This window comes from Actinomadura sp. HBU206391 (assembly GCF_014323665.1).
Taxonomy (GTDB): domain Bacteria; phylum Actinomycetota; class Actinomycetes; order Streptosporangiales; family Streptosporangiaceae; genus Actinomadura_C.
Genome location: NZ_JABVEB010000001.1, coordinates 214,701 through 230,794, shown reverse-complemented (window position 1 = coordinate 230,794; position 16,094 = coordinate 214,701). Strand labels below are relative to the sequence as shown.

Sequence of the window (16,094 nt, the reverse complement as noted above, 5' to 3'; positions counted from 1 at the left end):
ATCTGTTCATGAACACACGTTCATCATGGACCGCGATCGACGGATCGTCAACGTCCTGCCGGTGGCTATCGCTGGAGACGGTCGCGAGCCTGGTCGATCAGAGCGGTCGCGTCGCGGGCCGCGATCTCGACCACGTCGGACCTCCCATCGGGAGTCCTGCGAATCGTCTCGGCCAGTTAGGCGCAGCGGAAAGGGACCTCTGCCGTTCAGAGGCCCCTTTCCGCGCCCGCGACACCGGTTCTACGAAACCGGCGGCGGCGTCGGATCGCCGAGCTGCGAGACGTGCACGGTGTCCTTCTCGGGCCGGGTGCCGTTCAGGAAGTAGGCGTCGAAGTAGGCGTCGACGCCGCCCGGCCGGAGGTCGCCGCGGTGCACGATGCAGTGCGTACGGTCGCCGTCCTGAACCACCAGGCGCGAGCCCTTGAGGATCTTGTGCAGCTCGAGCGCGCCCGCGTACGGCGTGGCCGCGTCCTCGGTGGACTGGAACATCAGGATGTTCTTCGGCAGGTCCTTGGTGTGGCCGACCTTGATCGGCGTACCGGCCTTGGCGTGCCAGAAGAGACAGGGGGCGTTGAACCAGACGTTGCCCCACGTCTCGAAGGGGGCTTCGTCATTGACGGCGACGGCGTCCCGGTGCCACTTCCGCCAGCTTTGCGGCCACTGTGCGTCGGTGCACTGGACGGCGTTGTACACGGCGAACTCGTTGTCGTCGCTGCCGCCGGTGGTCTGCGCCCCGAAGGTGCCGGCGAAGGCCGCCTCGTCGCCTGACTTGTACGCCGAAAGCGCGCTCGCGTACGCGTCCCAGACGGCCTGGCTGCGCCGGTAGGCGGCGTTCTGGACGGTGTCGACGAGCTCGTCCGGGCCGACCGCGGTCACCACGCCGGTCCGCGGGTCCGTGTAGGTGACCGCCTTGTCGGCCAGCGCGGCCTCGAGGTCGTAGTAGAAGTCCCGGACCTTCCCCTGCGTGTCGCCGAGGTGGTAGCGCTGGTCGTACTTGGCGATCCAGCCGAAGTAGTACTCGATGTTCTTGTCGAACGCGCGGTCCTGGGCGAGCTGGGCGTCGTACCAGACGTTCCCGGGGCCGACGTTGCCGTCGAGGACCATGCGGCCGACGTTCTTCGGGAAGACGGTGGCGTAGGTCTGCCCGAGGTAGGTGCCGTACGAGGCGCCGTAGTAGTCCAGCTTCTCATCGCCCAGCGCCGCCCGGATCGTGTCCATGTCCCGCACCGAGTCGATGGTCTTGATGTGGTCGAGCAGGTTCACCTTCGCACCCGCGCCGAACTTCTCCGCGCACGCGTCGGCGTAGGCCTTGGACCGCTTCAGCCAGGCCGCGTCGGTCTCCCTCCCGCCGTCGCCGTACGCCGGGCGCGGGGCGTTGCTGTAGGTCACGTCACAGCTCAGCTTGGGCGTACTGAACCCGATGCCCCGCGGGTCGAACCCGATGACGTTGTAGGCCGCCTGCATCGGTGCCGAGTTCTGGGCGAAGACCTGCGGGCCGAACAGGGCGCCCCCGCCGCCCGGACCCCCGGGATTGACGACGATGTCGCCCTTGGCCTTGCCCTCGCCCGTGTGCGGGGTGCGGGTCAGCTGCAAAGTGATCTTCTGGCCGTAGGGGCGGGCGTGGTCCAGCGGAACCCGCAGCTCGGCGCACTGGATCCTCGTCGATACCGGGGTCGCGCCGAGGCCGTCGTAGGCCTTCGCTCCCGTGACGATGTCCGCCTGACAGGGATGCCAGGCGAGCTTCGCCGGCTGGAAGGCACGGGGTTGGTCCGAGGCCGCCGACGCGCTCGTGGCGCCGTGGAGACCGAGCCCGGCCAGCAGACCGGCTGTCGCGGCGGCAACGGCAAGCTTCTTCACAAACCCCCCAGACAGGCTGAAAAGCCTTAATTCGTGCGAACAGTGAATCAGGGGAGATTTTGGACGTTAGACGATGCCCAGCGGAAGGTTTCTCACCTTAACTTTGCCGAAGCTTGACGCACCGTGATCGAGTCGCGACGACGCGGAGGCCGATCGCAGGGTCGGCCGGCGGCGGCCGTCCGGGCCGGGCCTGCTGCAGGCGTATGGCGTCAGGCGTCGGGGACGGCGTGGAGTGCGGCGTCGGCAGGCCCGACGGCGAACCGGGTGAACCGGACGCGCAGTCCCTCCCGCTGCGGTGAGCAGCAGAACGGGCCGGCGAACGCAGCGGCCTCCGGCGCGAGCGGAGCCAACCGCACCATGCGCCAGGGCCGGTCCTCGCATCGCGCCCTGATCGTCACGGCATCGCCGGAGCGGCTGGCTCGTACAGTGACCTCGCGCCCCGCGTACTCCGGCACGGGAGCGAGCGACCAGTCGGACCGACCGCGGGTGACCACGGCGCCCAGGTGCGGCACGCCGTCGGTCATCTCGACGCCGGCCTTGATCCAGGTCTGCGCGTCCACACGGACCATGACCCCGGCCTGGTCGTACAACTCGTCGAACGAGGCGAGGAAGCTCACCTCGACGGCCGATCCGTCGGGGAGCCCCGTCAGCAGAGCGTGCCCGTCATCGCGTACGAAGCCATAGCTCGTCGTGCGCCAGAAATCGGTCCTGTCCCGGGTGGTCACCACCAGATCGTCGCCATCCGGCTCGACGGCGAGTGGCGGGTTGAGCCAGGTCGCCTCGCTCCAGCCGACCGCGCGCCGCCCATCCATGTGCATCGGTTCCCCTCGGACGAGAGTGCCAGGGGCGCTTTTCAACGCCCGGACAGCAGCGCGGTCACGGCGTCGATCACGATCTGGCGGCGGTGGTCGCGGCCGTGCCCGCTCACCAGCGCGGCGAACTCCGGCGTCAGCGTGGTCCACATCGAGGCGATGGCGAGGACGAGCGCGAGGAGGTCCTCGGCGGCGAAGCGGGTGGGGAGACGCCCCTCCTTCTGCGCCGTGGCGATGGCGGCGACCTTGTCGCGGTTGCTCGACACGATCGTCTCCAGCGGCTCCTGGGTGCCGGCGCGCTCGAGGCGGTACCAGGTCGCGAGCCGCGGCACCTGCGGATGATCCTCGAAGCCGTCGAACAACCGCGCGGCGTAGCCGGGCAGGTCGGCCGGGTCGATCGGCGTCTCGCGGACGGTCTGTACGACGAGGGCGTTGAACACCGCGTCGAACAGCGCGTCCTTGCTGCCGAAGTAGTGGTAGATCTGCGCCTTGTTCGACTTCGCGGCGGCAGCGATCCTGTCGACCCGCGCCCCGGCGATCCCGAAGGCGGCGAACTCGGCGGTCGCCGCGTCGAGAAGACGCCGCTTGGTCACCTCTGCGTCCCCGGCCATGAGAACACCGTATCGGCTAACCGGTTAGTTGACAGCACGGAGCAGAGAATGCTTTGCTTCAACTAACCGTTTAGTCGCACGGCCGGAGCACACCGCCCCGTCCCGATCGACATCTCCAGTGGAAGGTCCCCACATCATGACCAGAGTTTTCCTGCTCACCGGATCGTCGCGTGGTCTCGGCCGTCAGATCGCCGAGGCGGCACTGGCGGACGGCCATCGGCTCCTCGCCACGGCCCGTGACCCGAGATCGCTCGCCGACCTGACGCAGCGGTACGGCGACCGGGTGCGCACGGTGGCGCTGGACGTCACCGATCCGGCCGCCGCCGAAGCGGCCGTGCGCACCGCGGTCGAGGCGTTCGGACGCCTTGACGTGGTGGTGAACAACGCCGGCTACGCCGATCTCGCCTCGGTCGAGGACATCACCGCCGAGGCCTTCCGTGCCCAGATCGACACGAACCTGCTCGGCGTCGTCAACGTGACCAAGGCGGCCCTGCCGGTACTGCGCGAGCAGGGGTCCGGGCACATCATCCAGATCTCCTCCGTCGGCGACCGGGTGACCACCGCGGGCCTGTCGGCCTACCAGGCCGCGAAGTGGGGCGTCGCCGGATTCTCCGAAGCCCTCGCCCAGGAGGTGGCCCCGCTCGGGATCAAGGTCACCGTGCTGGAGCCCGGCGGCATGCGCACCGACTGGGCCGGTTCGTCGATGTCGATTCCGCCGATCAGCGAGCCGTACCAGCAGACCGTGGGCGCCATGGCCCGGCTCAGGGACGGCGGCGCCGGCAACGCCGCCGGCGATCCCGCCAAGGTCGCCCAGGTGGTGCTCAAGGTCGTCGAGCTGGACCGACCGCCGGTGCGGCTGCTGCTGGGCAGCGACGCCGTCCGCTACGCCGCCGCCGTGGAGCAGGCCCGCGCCGACGCCGACGCCCAGTGGCGCGAGCTCAGCCTGTCGACCGACCACGACTCCGCCACCGCCGCCGAACTGGACCCGCTCGGAGAGCTCTGAGGCGCGGTGGGGGCTAACGCCCACCCCGATCTGGGGGTGTCCCTCGATGCCGTCAGGGCCGCCGGCAGGCAGCATTGCAAGTGAGAGGGGGCGGCGGCCCCCGGAGGGAAGAAGCCACCTGATGTCGACCACGATGAGAGTTCCGGATCTGGCGGACGTGCTGTTCGCCTGCGACCTGCAGCCATCCGCCGACCCCACGCCGGATCAGGTGCGCCAGGCCATCCACGACCGGCTCGGCGCCTGCTCCGGATCGCACGAGTTCTGCGCGGCGTATGTGGCGCAGGAGGCCGGCGACCATCCCGAGACGTACACGGATCGGATGCACTGGGCCCTGGACGCGGTGACCCGCGCCTACGCCGACTATCGACTCGCCGCCTGAGCACGCGCCTCTGAGCACGCGCATCGGCGGGGGTTGCACAATTCTCTGTGCACAGCATATTGTGCATCTATGAGCTCGCCCATGCCGCAGGAGATCAACGATCTCGAAGTGCTGAAGTCGCTCACCCATCCACGGCGCCAGAAGATCATCGAGGAGCTGGCGCTGCACGGCCCGGCCACCTCGGCCACCCTCGCCCGCGCCCTGGCGCTCAACACCGGGGCGACCAGCTACCACCTTCGAGAACTGGCCAAGCACGGGTTTGTCGAGGAGATGCCCGAGAAGGCACACGGCCGGGAGCGATGGTGGCGCGCGGTGCGCGGCGACCGCCGCTTCCCGCCGTACAGCCGCCAGAGCCCGGAGATGCGGGCCGTGCTCGACGAGATGAACAGCATGTCGTTCGAGGCCGACTTCGAGCAGTTCGCCCGCTTTCAGCTTCAGCGGGAGCAGATGGGCGAGTGGGCCGACGCGGTGCCGTACTCCCGCTCGGTCCTGCACCTCACGCTGGACGAGCTCCGCGCGTTCTTCGAGGAGTACATCAAGCTCGTGAACCGCTTCAAGCGGGACGGCGCGGAGATTCCAGGCGACGCCCGCCCGGTGTCAGCCCGCTTCCTGGCCTTCCCCGCTCCGGACGACACCGCCAAGGCCGACGACGCCGACGTGGGTGCCGAGCCCGAGTGAGATGAGCCTGGTCCGCCGAGTGGCCGCTCGGCGGACCAGGAGTGGAGAGCACGCACGACGCCCGTGAGGGCTTCTCACCGAAACGCACTTCCCAGGGAAAGGAGAGCAGCTCATGCTGCTCAAGCACAAGGGCGCCGCCGGCGCGCCGACAGCGAGCGCCGACGCGGTGAGCCTGGCTTCGGTGCGCAAGGTGTACGGGAGGGGAGCCGCCGCCGTCACCGCACTGCACGACGTGACGATCGGCATCCCGCGCGGCACCTTCACCGCCATCATGGGCCCGTCGGGCTCCGGAAAGTCGACGTTCCTGCACTGCGCGGCCGGCCTGGACACACCGACCTCCGGCACCGTGCTGCTGGGCGGCACCGATCTGACCGGCATGAACGAGGTGCGGCTGACCGAGCTGCGGCGCAGCCGCGTCGGTTTCGTCTTCCAGGCGTTCAACCTGGTGTCCTCGCTCGACGTCACGCAGAACATCACGCTGCCGCTGCGGCTGTCGGGAACCCGGATCGACCGCACGTGGGTGGCGGAGATCCTGGCCCGCGTCGGCCTGACCGACCGCGCCCATCACCGGCCGGCGCAACTGTCCGGCGGGCAGCAGCAGCGGGTCGCGATCGCCCGCGCGCTCGTCACCCGCCCTGAGGTGATCTTCGGTGACGAGCCGACCGGCGCGCTCGACACCGTCACCGGACGCGAGGTGCTCACGCTGCTGCGGGAGGCCGTGGACGACACCGGCCAGACCGTCGTGATGGTCACCCACGACCCGGTCGCGGCCGGCCATGCCGACACCGTGCTGTTGCTGGCCGACGGGCGGATCGCCGAATCCATGTCCCGGCCGACCGCCGACCGGGTCGCCGAGCGCATGGCCACGCTGGGAGGGCGGGCCTGATGCTGTCGCTCGCCTGGAACACGCTGCGCACCCGCAAGGGTGCCTTCGCCGGCGCGTTCGTCGCCCTCATGTGCGCGGCCGCGCTGATCACCGCCTGTGGCGTGCTGCTGGAGACCGGCCTGCGCGGCGGCATCCCGGCGCAGCGGTACGCCGGGGCGCCGATCCTGATCGGCGCCGACCAGCAGGTCCACTGGACCGAGCACAAGAAGGACAAGGTCAAGACCAAGTCCAAGCCGCTCACCGAGCGCGCCTGGCTGCCCGCCGACCTCGCGGAGCGGCTCAAGGCACTGCCCGGCGTCGAGAAGGTCGTCCCCGAGGTGACCTTCCCGGCGCGGACCGAGCGCGGGCCGGCGCAGGGGCACGCCTGGGACTCCGCGGCGCTCACGCCCTTCACGCTCGCGGCCGGCCGGGCACCGCGCAGCGGCGGCGAAGTCGTCGTGGACGCCCGCGCCGGGCTAAGGCCGGGCGAGACCGTCACGGTGCCGGCCACCGCCGAGGCGAAGACGTACACGGTCGTCGGTGTCACCGCACAGGCACTGCCCCGCGAGGGCAGCCTGTTCTTCTCCGGTGAGGAGGCGCGGCGGCTGGCCGGGCGGCCAGGGCGGGTCTCCGCGATCGGCGTCTTCCCGGCCTCGGCCGAGAAGGCCGTGCGCGAGGCGCTGCGCGGCACGCCCGCCAAGGTCTACACCGGGGACGCACGCGGGCCGCTGGAGTTCATCGACGCGTCGAAGGCGCGGGTGACACTGGTCAGCATGGGCGGCGCGCTCGGCGGCACCTCGCTGCTCGTGGCGATCCTCGTCGTGGTCGGCACGTTCGCGCTGTCGATCGAACAGCGGCGGCGTGAGCTTGCGCTGATGCGCGCGGTGGCCGCCACACCGAGGCAGGTCCGGCAACTGATCGGCCGGGAGGCGCTGCTCATCGGGGTGGCCGCGGGCCTGCTCGGCGCGGTCGCGGGTCTGGGGCTGGCACGGGTGCTGCGCTCGCTCTTCGTGGACTACGGCGTGATACCGCAGAACCTCGACCTGGTGCTGAGCCCGTTCCCGATGGCGGCCGGCCTGGGGGCCACCCTGCTCGCCGGCTGGGCGGCCGCCCGCCTGTCCGCACGCCGCACCGCGCGGATCCGGCCCGCCGAGGCCCTCGCCGAGGCGGCGATCGAACGGCGCAGGCCGCCGTGGGCGCGCACGCTCATCGGGCTGGTGGTGCTGGCCGGGCACATCACGCTGCTGGTCGTGCTCCACGGGCTCGACACCGAGGCCGCCGCAACCCCGGTGACGTTCCTGTCCGTCGTCCTCGCCGCGTTCGCGGTCGCGCTGCTCGGCCCGGTCATCGCGCGCGTCGCCCTGACGCTGCTGGCCGCTCCGCTACGGCTGTCGAGGGTCAGCGGGCATCTTGCCGCCGCCAACACCACCGCGAACACCCGTCGGCTGGCCTCGGTCATCACCCCGCTCACCCTCGCGATCGGCATGGCCTGCACGATCCTGTTCGTGCCGGCCACGGTCGGCGACGCGGCGACCCGGCAGTCGGGCGACGGCGCGAAGGCCGAGAACGTGCTGGCCGGCCGGGTGCCGCACGCCGCCACCCAGGCCGTACGCGGCCTGCCCGGCGTGCGCGCCGTCACCGAGATCATGCCGACGACGATCCGCGCCGGGCGCGGCAAGTACACCGCCCAGGGCGTCACGCCCGAGGGCCTGACGCAGACGATCGACCCCGGCGTCCGCAGCGGATCGCTCGACCGGCTGGCCGAGGGCACCATGGCGGTCAGCGCCACCGCCGCCGGGCACATGCACGCCGGCCTCGGCGACGAGATGCGCCTCACGCTCGGCGACGGCACCCCGGTCCGCGCCCGCATCGCCGCGATCTACGACCGTGGCCTGGGCTTCGGCGACGTGCTGCTGCCGTACAGCTCCATCGCCTCGCACGTCGACGACCCGCTGCCCCCGCAGGTGCTCGTGGCCGGCGGCACGGCGGAGGCGCTGCGGAAGGCGGTGGGAGGACACCCCGGCGTCCAGGTGCTCTCCTCCGTGCAGGCGCAGGCGCTCCGCGAGGCACGGCAGGACAGCAGCAGTGAGGTCAACCTCGTCGTCATGGGCCTGATCATCGCGTTCACGGCGATCGCCATCGTCAACACGCTCGCCATGGCCACCGCCGAGCGGACTCGCGAGTTCGCGCTGCTGCGGCTGATCGGCACCACTCGGCGGCAGATCCTGCGCATGCTGCGCCTGGAAACCCTCGTCGTGGCCCTCATCGGCATCGCCCTCGGCACGGTCATCGCGTACGTCACGCTGTCGGCGTACGGCGCCGGGATGACCGGGTCGGCGCGGCCGGCCTTTCCGCCGCTCATCTATCTGGCCGTCATCGCAGCCGGAGCCGTACTGGCGCTGCTCGCCACGGCCGTGCCCGGCCGGCTGGCACTGACCGCCGACCCGGCCGAGGCGATCGGTGCTCGCGAGAGCTGACCGCTCCTCGACCGGAGGTCGTGCAGGCCGGAAGATGAGCGGCACACGGGGTGTTTCGTGTGAAACCACCGGCCGTGAACGACCACCGGCATGAGCCAGAGGTGAGGACGCATGACCGATCAGCACACGACAACGGATCCGGCCGAGGCGCCGCCCGGCAGCGTGGACGACGCGGCACTGCTCGAACTCACCGAGGCCTACCACGAGCGGACCACCCGGTTCACCGGCGTACGCGCGCTGGACGGTCACCAGATGAAGGTGTACGTCATCGAGGCCCCCGGGCGCGAGGCGGGGCCGGAGCTCGAGAAGGCCGCGCTCGACCTGGCCGCCGACCGGTTGCGGTCGGATCGCAGATTCGGTGCGCTGGGGCTCGGCTGCCTCATCGTGCACCTGGGCGAGGACGGTGACTACGTGCTCGTCCACAGCTGGGTGGAGGGCTACATGTCGAGACTGTCGGTCTTCACGGGCCCGGCCGACCGGCCCGGCTCGCTGCGGCCGGCTCAGGTGGGTCTGGCACCGTCCGTCTGGGAGGCCGCGGTACTCGCCCAAGAGCGTGATGCGTACGTGCGCAACGTCCTGACCGGCCGCGGCCCGCTTGCCGAGCGCCTCCGGGCGTGGCGAGAGGACGTCCTGCCGAAGATCTCTTAGTGGAGAGCGACGACCACCTCGACGGATCCGACGTGAAGCGGCGATCGCCGCGGCCGCGCCGCACCGTTTGCGCGCAACGGTGCGGCGTCGTCTCGCCGGGATCCGGGATCCGGGGTGCGGCCAGGGTCACTGATCGAGGGAGAAGGTGCCGTACTCCGGCCGGCCCGCCGGCTGGTAGACGTGGATCACGACTCCGGTACCGGTGGTCTTGGTGTCGACCAGCCGTAGAGCGCTGGGCGTGCCACCGGGCTCGAAGAGACGCATGCCGTCGCCCAAGACCACCGGGTAGATCCACAGGCGGTACTCGTCGATGAGGTCGTGTTCCATCAGGGTGCGGGCGAGGGCGCCGCTGCCGTGGATCTGGAGTTCGTTGCCGGGCTGCTCCTTCAGCTTGGCGACCTCTTCGGCGACGTTCGCCGAGATGAGCGTCGAGTTGTTCCACTCGACCTTGTCCAGGGTGGTCGAGGCGACGTACTTCGGCAGGCTGTTGAGCCGGGACGCCACCGGGTCGTTCTCGTCGGTTACGCGCGGCCAATGAGCCGCGAAGATCTCGTAGGTCCGTCGCCCGAGCACGAAGCCGTCCGCCGCGGCGAACCACTCGCCGACGAGCCTCCCCTGGTCGTCGTCGTAGTAGGGGACCAGCCAGCCGCCCTTGTCGAACCCGTCCCTCGGGTCCTCTTCGGGCCCTCCCGGTCCCTGCATGACGCCGTCCACGGACAGGAAGGTGGTCATCGTGAGCTTCATGGGTCGCTCCGTCTCTATGTCTGAGTTCGGTGCTGATCGTCTTGCTGCCTCCTCAAGGTCTCACCGACGTATTTATTTGTCAAGACTCTTCAAATTGTCGGTTGCTCCGGACGCACACGCAAGATCACGATTTGCCCAGTGAGGACCAGCGGCTCTTCGTCTTCACACCGGCACCGGACACCCTCGACGGCGAACGCCTGGAACGACTGCGCGCGCTTGCGCGCGAGCAGCTCACCTCGGTCGCCCGCCGCTGAGTGGTGCTGACGGCCGCATCGAGGTGGGGTTTGCCCCACCTTCAGGTGAGGTGCTAGGGCCAGAGCAAATTCGTCCCTTGGTTGACACGCTTGTCACACGGTTTCCAAGCGATATGACCGCAGCTGAGGAGCGACTGTGACGACGACGGTGAGGCATGCGAGGACCCGCGCGGATCGGCCCGGCGGTCCGCGCACCGCGCACCGCGACGCCTACCAGAGACACCGGACGGGCGTCGTCGCCGGACAGCCGGGCCACCGCGGCGGTGTCGCGCTCGAAGAGCGGCCGAGGCTCGTCGGCGAGCGGCCGGCGGCCGGCGAATCCCTTCGCGGCGAGGTCGCTCCCGGACTCGCAGCCGCAGCGGAAGTCGCCGTCATCTCAGCCGACGCCCCGGCCGCGCGGCCCGCACTGCTCACGCGTCGCCGCCTCTGGCGCCTGCTGCTCACCGTGGCCGCTCCCGGCGTCCTCGTCATCTGGGCGATCATGAACGCCGAGACACTGGGCCACGGCATCGGGCTGTTGTTCGCGGGCGATCCTTACTGGCTCGCCGCGGCCGGCCTGGCGACCGCGATGAGCTGGGTCGCCTCGGCGGTCGCACAGCAGGGCTCGGTGCCCGCGCGGCTGCCCTTCGGCCCGTTGGTCGCCACCCAGCTCGCCGGGACGTTCGCCAACCAGTTCAGCCCGGCCGGCGTGGGCGCCGGCGCGGTCAACGCCCGCTTCCTCGTGCGGAAGGCCGTCGCCATGCCGGCCGCGTTGACGGCCGTCGCGGTGAACGTCGCCGCCGGCGTGGTCGTCCATGTGGTCGCACTCGTGCTGGTGCTGGCCGCCTTCCCCGGCACCCTGCCCCCGCTGACCGTCCCGTCCATCGCCCGGTCGGGCGTCGCGCTCACGGTCGGTGCCGTCGTGGTGGTGACCGCGGTCGCCATCGCGTTGGGCCTGCCCGGCGTACGCCGACGCGTGCGCCACGCCTGCGACGTCGCGCTCAGCACCGGCCGCGACGGGATGCGCGAGCTGTCGCGCCGGCCCGAGCGGCTCGCCCAGTTGTTCCTCGGCTCGCTGGCGGTGACGGCATGCCACGTGCTGGTGTTGTACTCCGTACTGCACGCCCTGGGGTCCGGCATCGCGCTTCCCGCGGTCGCGAGCGCGTACCTGCTGGCCACCAGCGCGGCGGCGTTCCTGCCCAGCCCCAACGGGGCTGGGGGGCTCGAGGCGGCGTTCGGCATCACCCTCATCGGGCTGGGAGTGCCGGGGGCCATCACCGTGGCGGCCGTCCTCGGCTACCGGCTGATGACCCTGTGGCTGCCGCTCGCTCCGGCCGCGCTCACCTTCACGGTGCTCATCCGCCGCAACACTCTGTGAACGGCATCCGGCGGGACGGAAATCCGATGGATACCGACCGCCGGTTCCCCGTTGAATAGCAGCGCAATTGAACAGCGCAGTTGGATGTCAGGTCCGTCCACAGCAGTGAGGAACGCCCCATGCAGACCGTGCCGCACGACCCGGCTGAGGGCGTCTACGCCACCGGTGACGACTACATACACGCTCTGGAGGTGCGGGGCGCCGGGCGGTTGCTGTTCGTCGCCGGCACCATGGGGCTGGATCCGGGCGGGGTGCCAGGGAGCACGCTCGAAGAGCAGCTCGAACTCATCTGGTCGAACCTGCGGGCCATCCTCGCCTCGGCCGACCTCACCGTCGACCACGTCGTACGCGTCACCAGCTATCTGCGTGACGTCTCATACGCCGAGGCGAACGCGAGGGCGCGCGTGGCGGCCCTCGGCGGCCGGGCCGTCCCGACCACGGCCATCGTCGCCGAGACGCTGGTCAGCGACTGGATGGTCGAGATCGAGATCATCGCCGCGGCGTGAGGCCGGAAATCCCCCTTGGTTTTCCACAGGCCTGTGGACGACCGGCGTGGATGGTCCGTGCCGGCTCGCATCGACGTCGATCAATGCTCGGCCGGTATACCGACTGCGCATCGCCCGCCCGCCGGGACTTGGCCGATCCGACTCCCGACGGCGAGTTATCCACAGGCCTGTGGGCAAACTGGATCGGCGGGAGGGCGCGGATCAGCGGAGCAGGGCGAACTGCCGAGACTGCGCGACCAGCGCTCCATCGGAGTCCCAGATTTCGAAATCCTCCTCGTGGTAACCGTCGATCAGATGGCGGGTGGCCATCCGGCAGGCGAGCCATCCGGGCGCGGGATGAGCGCGCAAGTGCACCGTCAGCTGGAGGGTGGCCGACCCGGACGCCCCCAACTCCATCACGGCGGGTGAGACGGCGTCGACCAGCATGGCCAGCGCGACGAGGTCGGTGTCGCGCCGCTCCTTGAACCGCATCCAGAGCTCTGAGCGCGGATCGCCGGTCGGCTCGCCCCGCAGCCAGCCCGGTTTCTCCACGGTCCGGTACTCCACCCGGTCGGCGATCGTGATCCCCGGTATCGCGCCGCCGCCGAGAGGGTCGACGGCGTCCTGGGGCGGCGGCAGCGCGGGCGGCCGGTTGAGGATCAGAGTCGGTCCGTCGGCCAGGCGGAGATCGGAGAACGACGCCACGGCGCGCACCACCTCGGCATCCCCCTGCACCAGCCGCGCCTCGCCGGTCGCGACCCGCCTGCCGGACCGCAGGAGCTCCGTACGGACCTCCGCGGGGCCGGGTGCCGCCGGGCGCATGAAGGTGGCGGACACGACCACGGGATCGGGAAAGGGCATCGCGAACCGCAGCGCCCGAAGGCAGACCGCGAGGACATATCCGCCATTGGGCGCACCGGTCAGCGCGGTCCACCGCTCGGTCAGCGTGGCCGCGAACCGGCCGTCGCCGGCGGGCGTCACCTCGGTGTCGGCGTCGAAGGGATGAGCGGCGGTCATGGGCGTCGACCTCTCCGGCTGGCTGCGTCGTCGCGAGCTCCAAGGTTCGCGGCACCGCCTGCGCCCGGTCCATTACCCGTGCGGTAACCGCCGCGCGGGCACGGCGCCGACAGCGGAACAACCGGGGGCCCGCCGAGGTTCTGAGCTGCGGAACCTCAAAGAGGAGGAGGCCGGTATGGGCGACTACGGAAGGCCACTGGAGTTCGGTTATTTCCTGGTGCCGAACGCGAGCGATCCGCTCCTCGACACCGCGCGGACGGCCGATCGGCTGGGCCTCGACCTGGTCGGCGTGCAGGACCATCCCTACCAGCGGCGCTATGTCGACACCTGGACGCTGCTCAGCATGATCGCGGCGACCACCGAGCGGATCCGCGTCTTCCCCGATGTCGTGAGCCTCCCGCTACGGCCGCCCGCCGTTCTCGCCAAGGCGGCGGCCAGCCTCGACGTCCTCAGCGGCGGCCGTGCCGAGCTCGGGCTGGGCGCGGGGGCGTTCTGGGACGCGATCGAGGCGTACGGCGGGCCGCGTCGCAGCCCGAAGGAGGCCATCGACGCGCTGGAGGAGGCGGTCACGGTCATCCGCAAGGTGTGGAGCGGCGAGCGCGGCCTGCGCTTCGACGGCGAGCACTACCGGCTCAAGGGCGCCCACGCGGGACCGGTGCCCGCGCACCGGATGGAGATCTGGCTCGGTGTCGGCGGGCCCCGCGCGCTGGCCCTGGCCGGGCGGGCCGCCGACGGCTGGCTGCCCTCGGCGACCTGGGCGACGCCGGACCGGCTGCCGGAGCTGCATGCGCGCATCGATGCCGCCGCGACCGACGCCGGGCGCAAGCCCTCCGACATCCGCCGGCTCTACAACGTCAACGGCGCGATCACCGTCGGGCCGTCCGAGGGCTTCCTCAACGGGCCGGTCGAGCAGTGGACCGACGAGCTCACCGACCTGGCCGTCGGCTCGGGCATGGACACGTTCATCCTGTGGCCCGAAGGCGACCAGGACACCCAGATGCGGCGTTTCGCCGAGGAGGTCGTCCCGGCCGTACGGGAGCGGGTCGCCGAGGAGCGCGGCTGACGCGGATCCGACCTGCCGAGTTCTCCACAACCTGTGGACAGTGGCGGCCAGAGTTCGCGAGATGGCGGGTCAGCCGGTTTCAGGGCTGCGGATGAACACGGTACGGCGTCGCTCGAGGCCGCGCCGCCCGTGGGGCAACGGACGCCCGAAGCGCTGACGGCGGCCTGCCGAGGTCAAGGTCGTTGACAGGTCGACGATCAGTTACCCACCGTGTTTTCCACAGTCTGTGGACAGTGACCGCATCCGGTCGATCGCCATCGGGCTCGTTCACCGGTCGCGTCAGCGGAGCAGCGCGCGGCTGATGATCATGCGCTGCACCTCGCTGGTGCCCTCGTAGATCGTGGTGATCCGTGCGTCACGATAGAGCCGTTCGGCCTCGACGCCGCGGATGAAACCGCTGCCCCCGAGGATCTGCACGGCGCGCGAGGTGGTGCGGATGCTGGCCTCGGAGGCGAAGAGCTTGGCCATCGAGCAGACCGAGCCCGCGTCGACGCCCCGGTCGAGCAGGTCGGCGCCGTGCTCGATCAGCTGGCGAGCGGCCGCGTGGTCGGTCGCCATGTCGGCGAGGCTGAAGGCGACCGCCTGGAACTGCGCGATCGGCTTGCCGAACTGCTGCCGCGAGAGGGCGTGTTCGCGTGCGGTGTCGAGTGCCGCCCTGCAGATGCCGTTGGCCAGTGCCGCGATGCCGAGCCGGCCCTTCTCCAGCACCGACATGACGGCGCCGAACCCCTCGCCCTCGCCGCCGAGCAATGCGTCGGCGGGCAGCCGTACGTCCGTGAAGACGAAGCCGCCGACCTGCGAGGCGCGCTGGCCCATCTTCTTCTCGTGGTAGGCCTGCCGGACGCCCGGAAGAGAGCTGTCGACGAGGAACATCGACATGCCGCCGCGCTTGCGCCTGGCCGGGTCGGTCACCGCCAGCACCATCGCGAAGTCGGCCACCGGCGCGTTGTGGATGAAGATCTTCTCGCCGTTGAGCACCCAGCCGTCCCCGTCGCGGCGCGCGTTGGTGGACAGGGCGCCGAGGTCCGAGCCGGCCTGCGGCTCGGTGAGGGCGTACGCGCAGCGTTCGGTGCCGGCGAGCAGCCCGGGCAGGTACGTCTTCTTCTGCTTCGGCGTGCCGAACCCGGCCAGCAGCGAGGCCACCAGTTCGACCAGCCCGCACTGGTCGGCGACGCTCGCGTACCCGTAGGCGAGCTCCTCCATCACGGTGACGTAGTCGGCCACGCTGCCGCCAGAGCCGCCGTCGGCCTCCGGCACGGTGATGCCGAACAGGCCGAGTTCGCCCATCCGCGCGTAGATCTCGGCGGGGAAGCGCTCGGTGGCGTCGAGGTCCTCGGCGGCCGGGCGCACCGCGGCCGCCACGAACGAACGGACCATGTCGGTCAGGCCGTCGGTGGTCGTCATCTGGTCGGTTCTCCATCCGCGATCGCATCGATGAGCTTGAGCACGTGGGTGGCGGCGAGGCACACCACGTCGTCCTGGTTGACCACCAGCACCGAGGAGTAGACCTTGCGCTCGTCGGCGTCGATCCGCTCGGTGGTGTAGCGGACGGTGACGGTGTCGCCGAAGTAGACGGGTGCGGTGAAACGCACCCGGTCGTAGCCGTAGGACACCGCGTGCTCGGCGGCCCGTTCCAGCGCCCGCGTCGAGGCGGTCGACGTGTAGCCGAGGACCAGGACGCCGTGTGCGATCCGGCGCCCGTACGGCGTGCCGGCCATGTACCGCGCGTCCACGTGGTTGGGCGCGAGGTCGCCGGTCACGCCGGCGAACAGGTACACGTCGCTCTCCGAGACGGTCTTGCTGAAGGTGACGACGTCACCCACGGTGAATCCCACGATGTGGCT

General features: G+C 70.7%; 17 protein-coding genes. 10 read left to right on the top strand and 7 right to left on the bottom strand.

Translation table 11 applies throughout. The features are described from left to right. Positions 1–240 precede the first annotated feature (240 nt). The 3 genes from HKK72_RS01165 to HKK72_RS01155 all read right to left on the bottom strand — a co-directional run bounded on the left by HKK72_RS01165 (position 241) and on the right by HKK72_RS01155 (position 3,280). Complete coding sequence (locus tag HKK72_RS01165) at positions 241–1,857, bottom strand: alpha/beta fold hydrolase (protein ID WP_187232295.1); 1,617 nt, start codon at positions 1,855–1,857, stop codon at positions 241–243. A gap of 209 nt (positions 1,858–2,066) precedes the next feature. Continuing rightward, complete coding sequence (locus HKK72_RS01160) at positions 2,067–2,675, bottom strand: DUF1349 domain-containing protein (RefSeq protein ID WP_261986414.1); 609 nt, start codon at positions 2,673–2,675, stop codon at positions 2,067–2,069. A gap of 35 nt (positions 2,676–2,710) precedes the next feature. Continuing rightward, positions 2,711–3,280: a TetR family transcriptional regulator gene (locus HKK72_RS01155; RefSeq protein WP_187232294.1), complete on the bottom strand. Its 570-nt coding sequence runs from the start codon at positions 3,278–3,280 to the stop codon at positions 2,711–2,713. Between the two features lie 136 nt (positions 3,281–3,416). On the opposite strand from HKK72_RS01155, the gene HKK72_RS01150 reads away from it, so the two are divergent. From HKK72_RS01150 to HKK72_RS01125, 6 genes are all read left to right on the top strand, one after another. Further along, a complete protein-coding gene (locus tag HKK72_RS01150; protein WP_187232293.1) occupies positions 3,417–4,283 on the top strand; it encodes an SDR family NAD(P)-dependent oxidoreductase in 867 nt (288 codons plus the stop codon). Between the two features lie 121 nt (positions 4,284–4,404). Beyond that, a complete protein-coding gene (locus HKK72_RS01145; RefSeq protein WP_222720169.1) occupies positions 4,405–4,662 on the top strand; it encodes a hypothetical protein in 258 nt (85 codons plus the stop codon). A 69-nt stretch (positions 4,663–4,731) separates the two neighbouring features. Further along, a complete protein-coding gene (locus HKK72_RS01140) occupies positions 4,732–5,340 on the top strand; it encodes a helix-turn-helix domain-containing protein (protein WP_222720168.1) in 609 nt (202 codons plus the stop codon). Between the two features lie 112 nt (positions 5,341–5,452). Next, positions 5,453–6,226 (top strand): ABC transporter ATP-binding protein, encoded by a 774-nt coding sequence (locus tag HKK72_RS01135; RefSeq protein WP_187232292.1) that lies wholly within the window; start codon positions 5,453–5,455, stop codon positions 6,224–6,226. Continuing rightward, positions 6,226–8,682, top strand: coding sequence for an FtsX-like permease family protein (locus HKK72_RS01130; RefSeq protein WP_187232291.1), 2,457 nt, complete (start codon positions 6,226–6,228; stop codon positions 8,680–8,682). The genes HKK72_RS01135 and HKK72_RS01130 overlap by 1 nt, the downstream gene beginning before the upstream one ends. 111 nt (positions 8,683–8,793) lie before the next feature. Then, on the top strand, positions 8,794–9,330 hold the full coding sequence (locus HKK72_RS01125; protein WP_187232290.1) for a hypothetical protein: 537 nt from the start codon (positions 8,794–8,796) through the stop codon (positions 9,328–9,330). A 126-nt stretch (positions 9,331–9,456) separates the two neighbouring features. Here the strand turns inward: HKK72_RS01125 and HKK72_RS01120 are convergent, their stop codons facing one another. Further along, on the bottom strand, positions 9,457–10,074 hold the full coding sequence (locus HKK72_RS01120; protein ID WP_187232289.1) for a dihydrofolate reductase family protein: 618 nt from the start codon (positions 10,072–10,074) through the stop codon (positions 9,457–9,459). 131 nt (positions 10,075–10,205) lie between these two features. Between HKK72_RS01120 and HKK72_RS40475 the strand changes: the two genes are divergently transcribed. The 3 genes from HKK72_RS40475 to HKK72_RS01110 all read left to right on the top strand — a co-directional run bounded on the left by HKK72_RS40475 (position 10,206) and on the right by HKK72_RS01110 (position 12,191). Beyond that, positions 10,206–10,328, top strand: a complete 123-nt coding sequence (locus HKK72_RS40475; protein ID WP_261986413.1) for a hypothetical protein — start codon at positions 10,206–10,208, stop codon at positions 10,326–10,328. Positions 10,329–10,464: 136 nt separating this feature from the next. Next, positions 10,465–11,685, top strand: a complete 1,221-nt coding sequence (locus HKK72_RS01115; RefSeq protein WP_187232288.1) for a YbhN family protein — start codon at positions 10,465–10,467, stop codon at positions 11,683–11,685. 119 nt (positions 11,686–11,804) lie between these two features. Continuing rightward, the gene (locus tag HKK72_RS01110; RefSeq protein ID WP_187232287.1) at positions 11,805–12,191 is read left to right on the top strand and encodes a RidA family protein; all 387 of its coding nucleotides are present in this window, start codon (positions 11,805–11,807) and stop codon (positions 12,189–12,191) included. Positions 12,192–12,392: 201 nt separating this feature from the next. On the opposite strand, the gene HKK72_RS01105 is transcribed toward HKK72_RS01110, so the two are convergent. Next, on the bottom strand, positions 12,393–13,187 hold the full coding sequence (locus HKK72_RS01105) for a thioesterase family protein (RefSeq protein ID WP_187232286.1): 795 nt from the start codon (positions 13,185–13,187) through the stop codon (positions 12,393–12,395). Between the two features lie 175 nt (positions 13,188–13,362). Between HKK72_RS01105 and HKK72_RS01100 the strand changes: the two genes are divergently transcribed. Next, on the top strand, positions 13,363–14,250 hold the full coding sequence (locus HKK72_RS01100) for an LLM class flavin-dependent oxidoreductase (protein WP_187232285.1): 888 nt from the start codon (positions 13,363–13,365) through the stop codon (positions 14,248–14,250). 279 nt (positions 14,251–14,529) lie between these two features. On the opposite strand, the gene HKK72_RS01095 is transcribed toward HKK72_RS01100, so the two are convergent. Both HKK72_RS01095 and HKK72_RS01090 read right to left on the bottom strand, forming a co-directional pair. Further along, entirely contained in the window at positions 14,530–15,654 is a 1,125-nt protein-coding gene (locus HKK72_RS01095; protein ID WP_187232284.1) for an acyl-CoA dehydrogenase family protein, read from the bottom strand. After that, on the bottom strand, positions 15,651–16,085 hold the full coding sequence (locus tag HKK72_RS01090; protein WP_222720167.1) for a MaoC family dehydratase: 435 nt from the start codon (positions 16,083–16,085) through the stop codon (positions 15,651–15,653). The genes HKK72_RS01095 and HKK72_RS01090 overlap by 4 nt, the downstream gene beginning before the upstream one ends. Between the last annotated feature and the right edge of the window lie 9 nt (positions 16,086–16,094).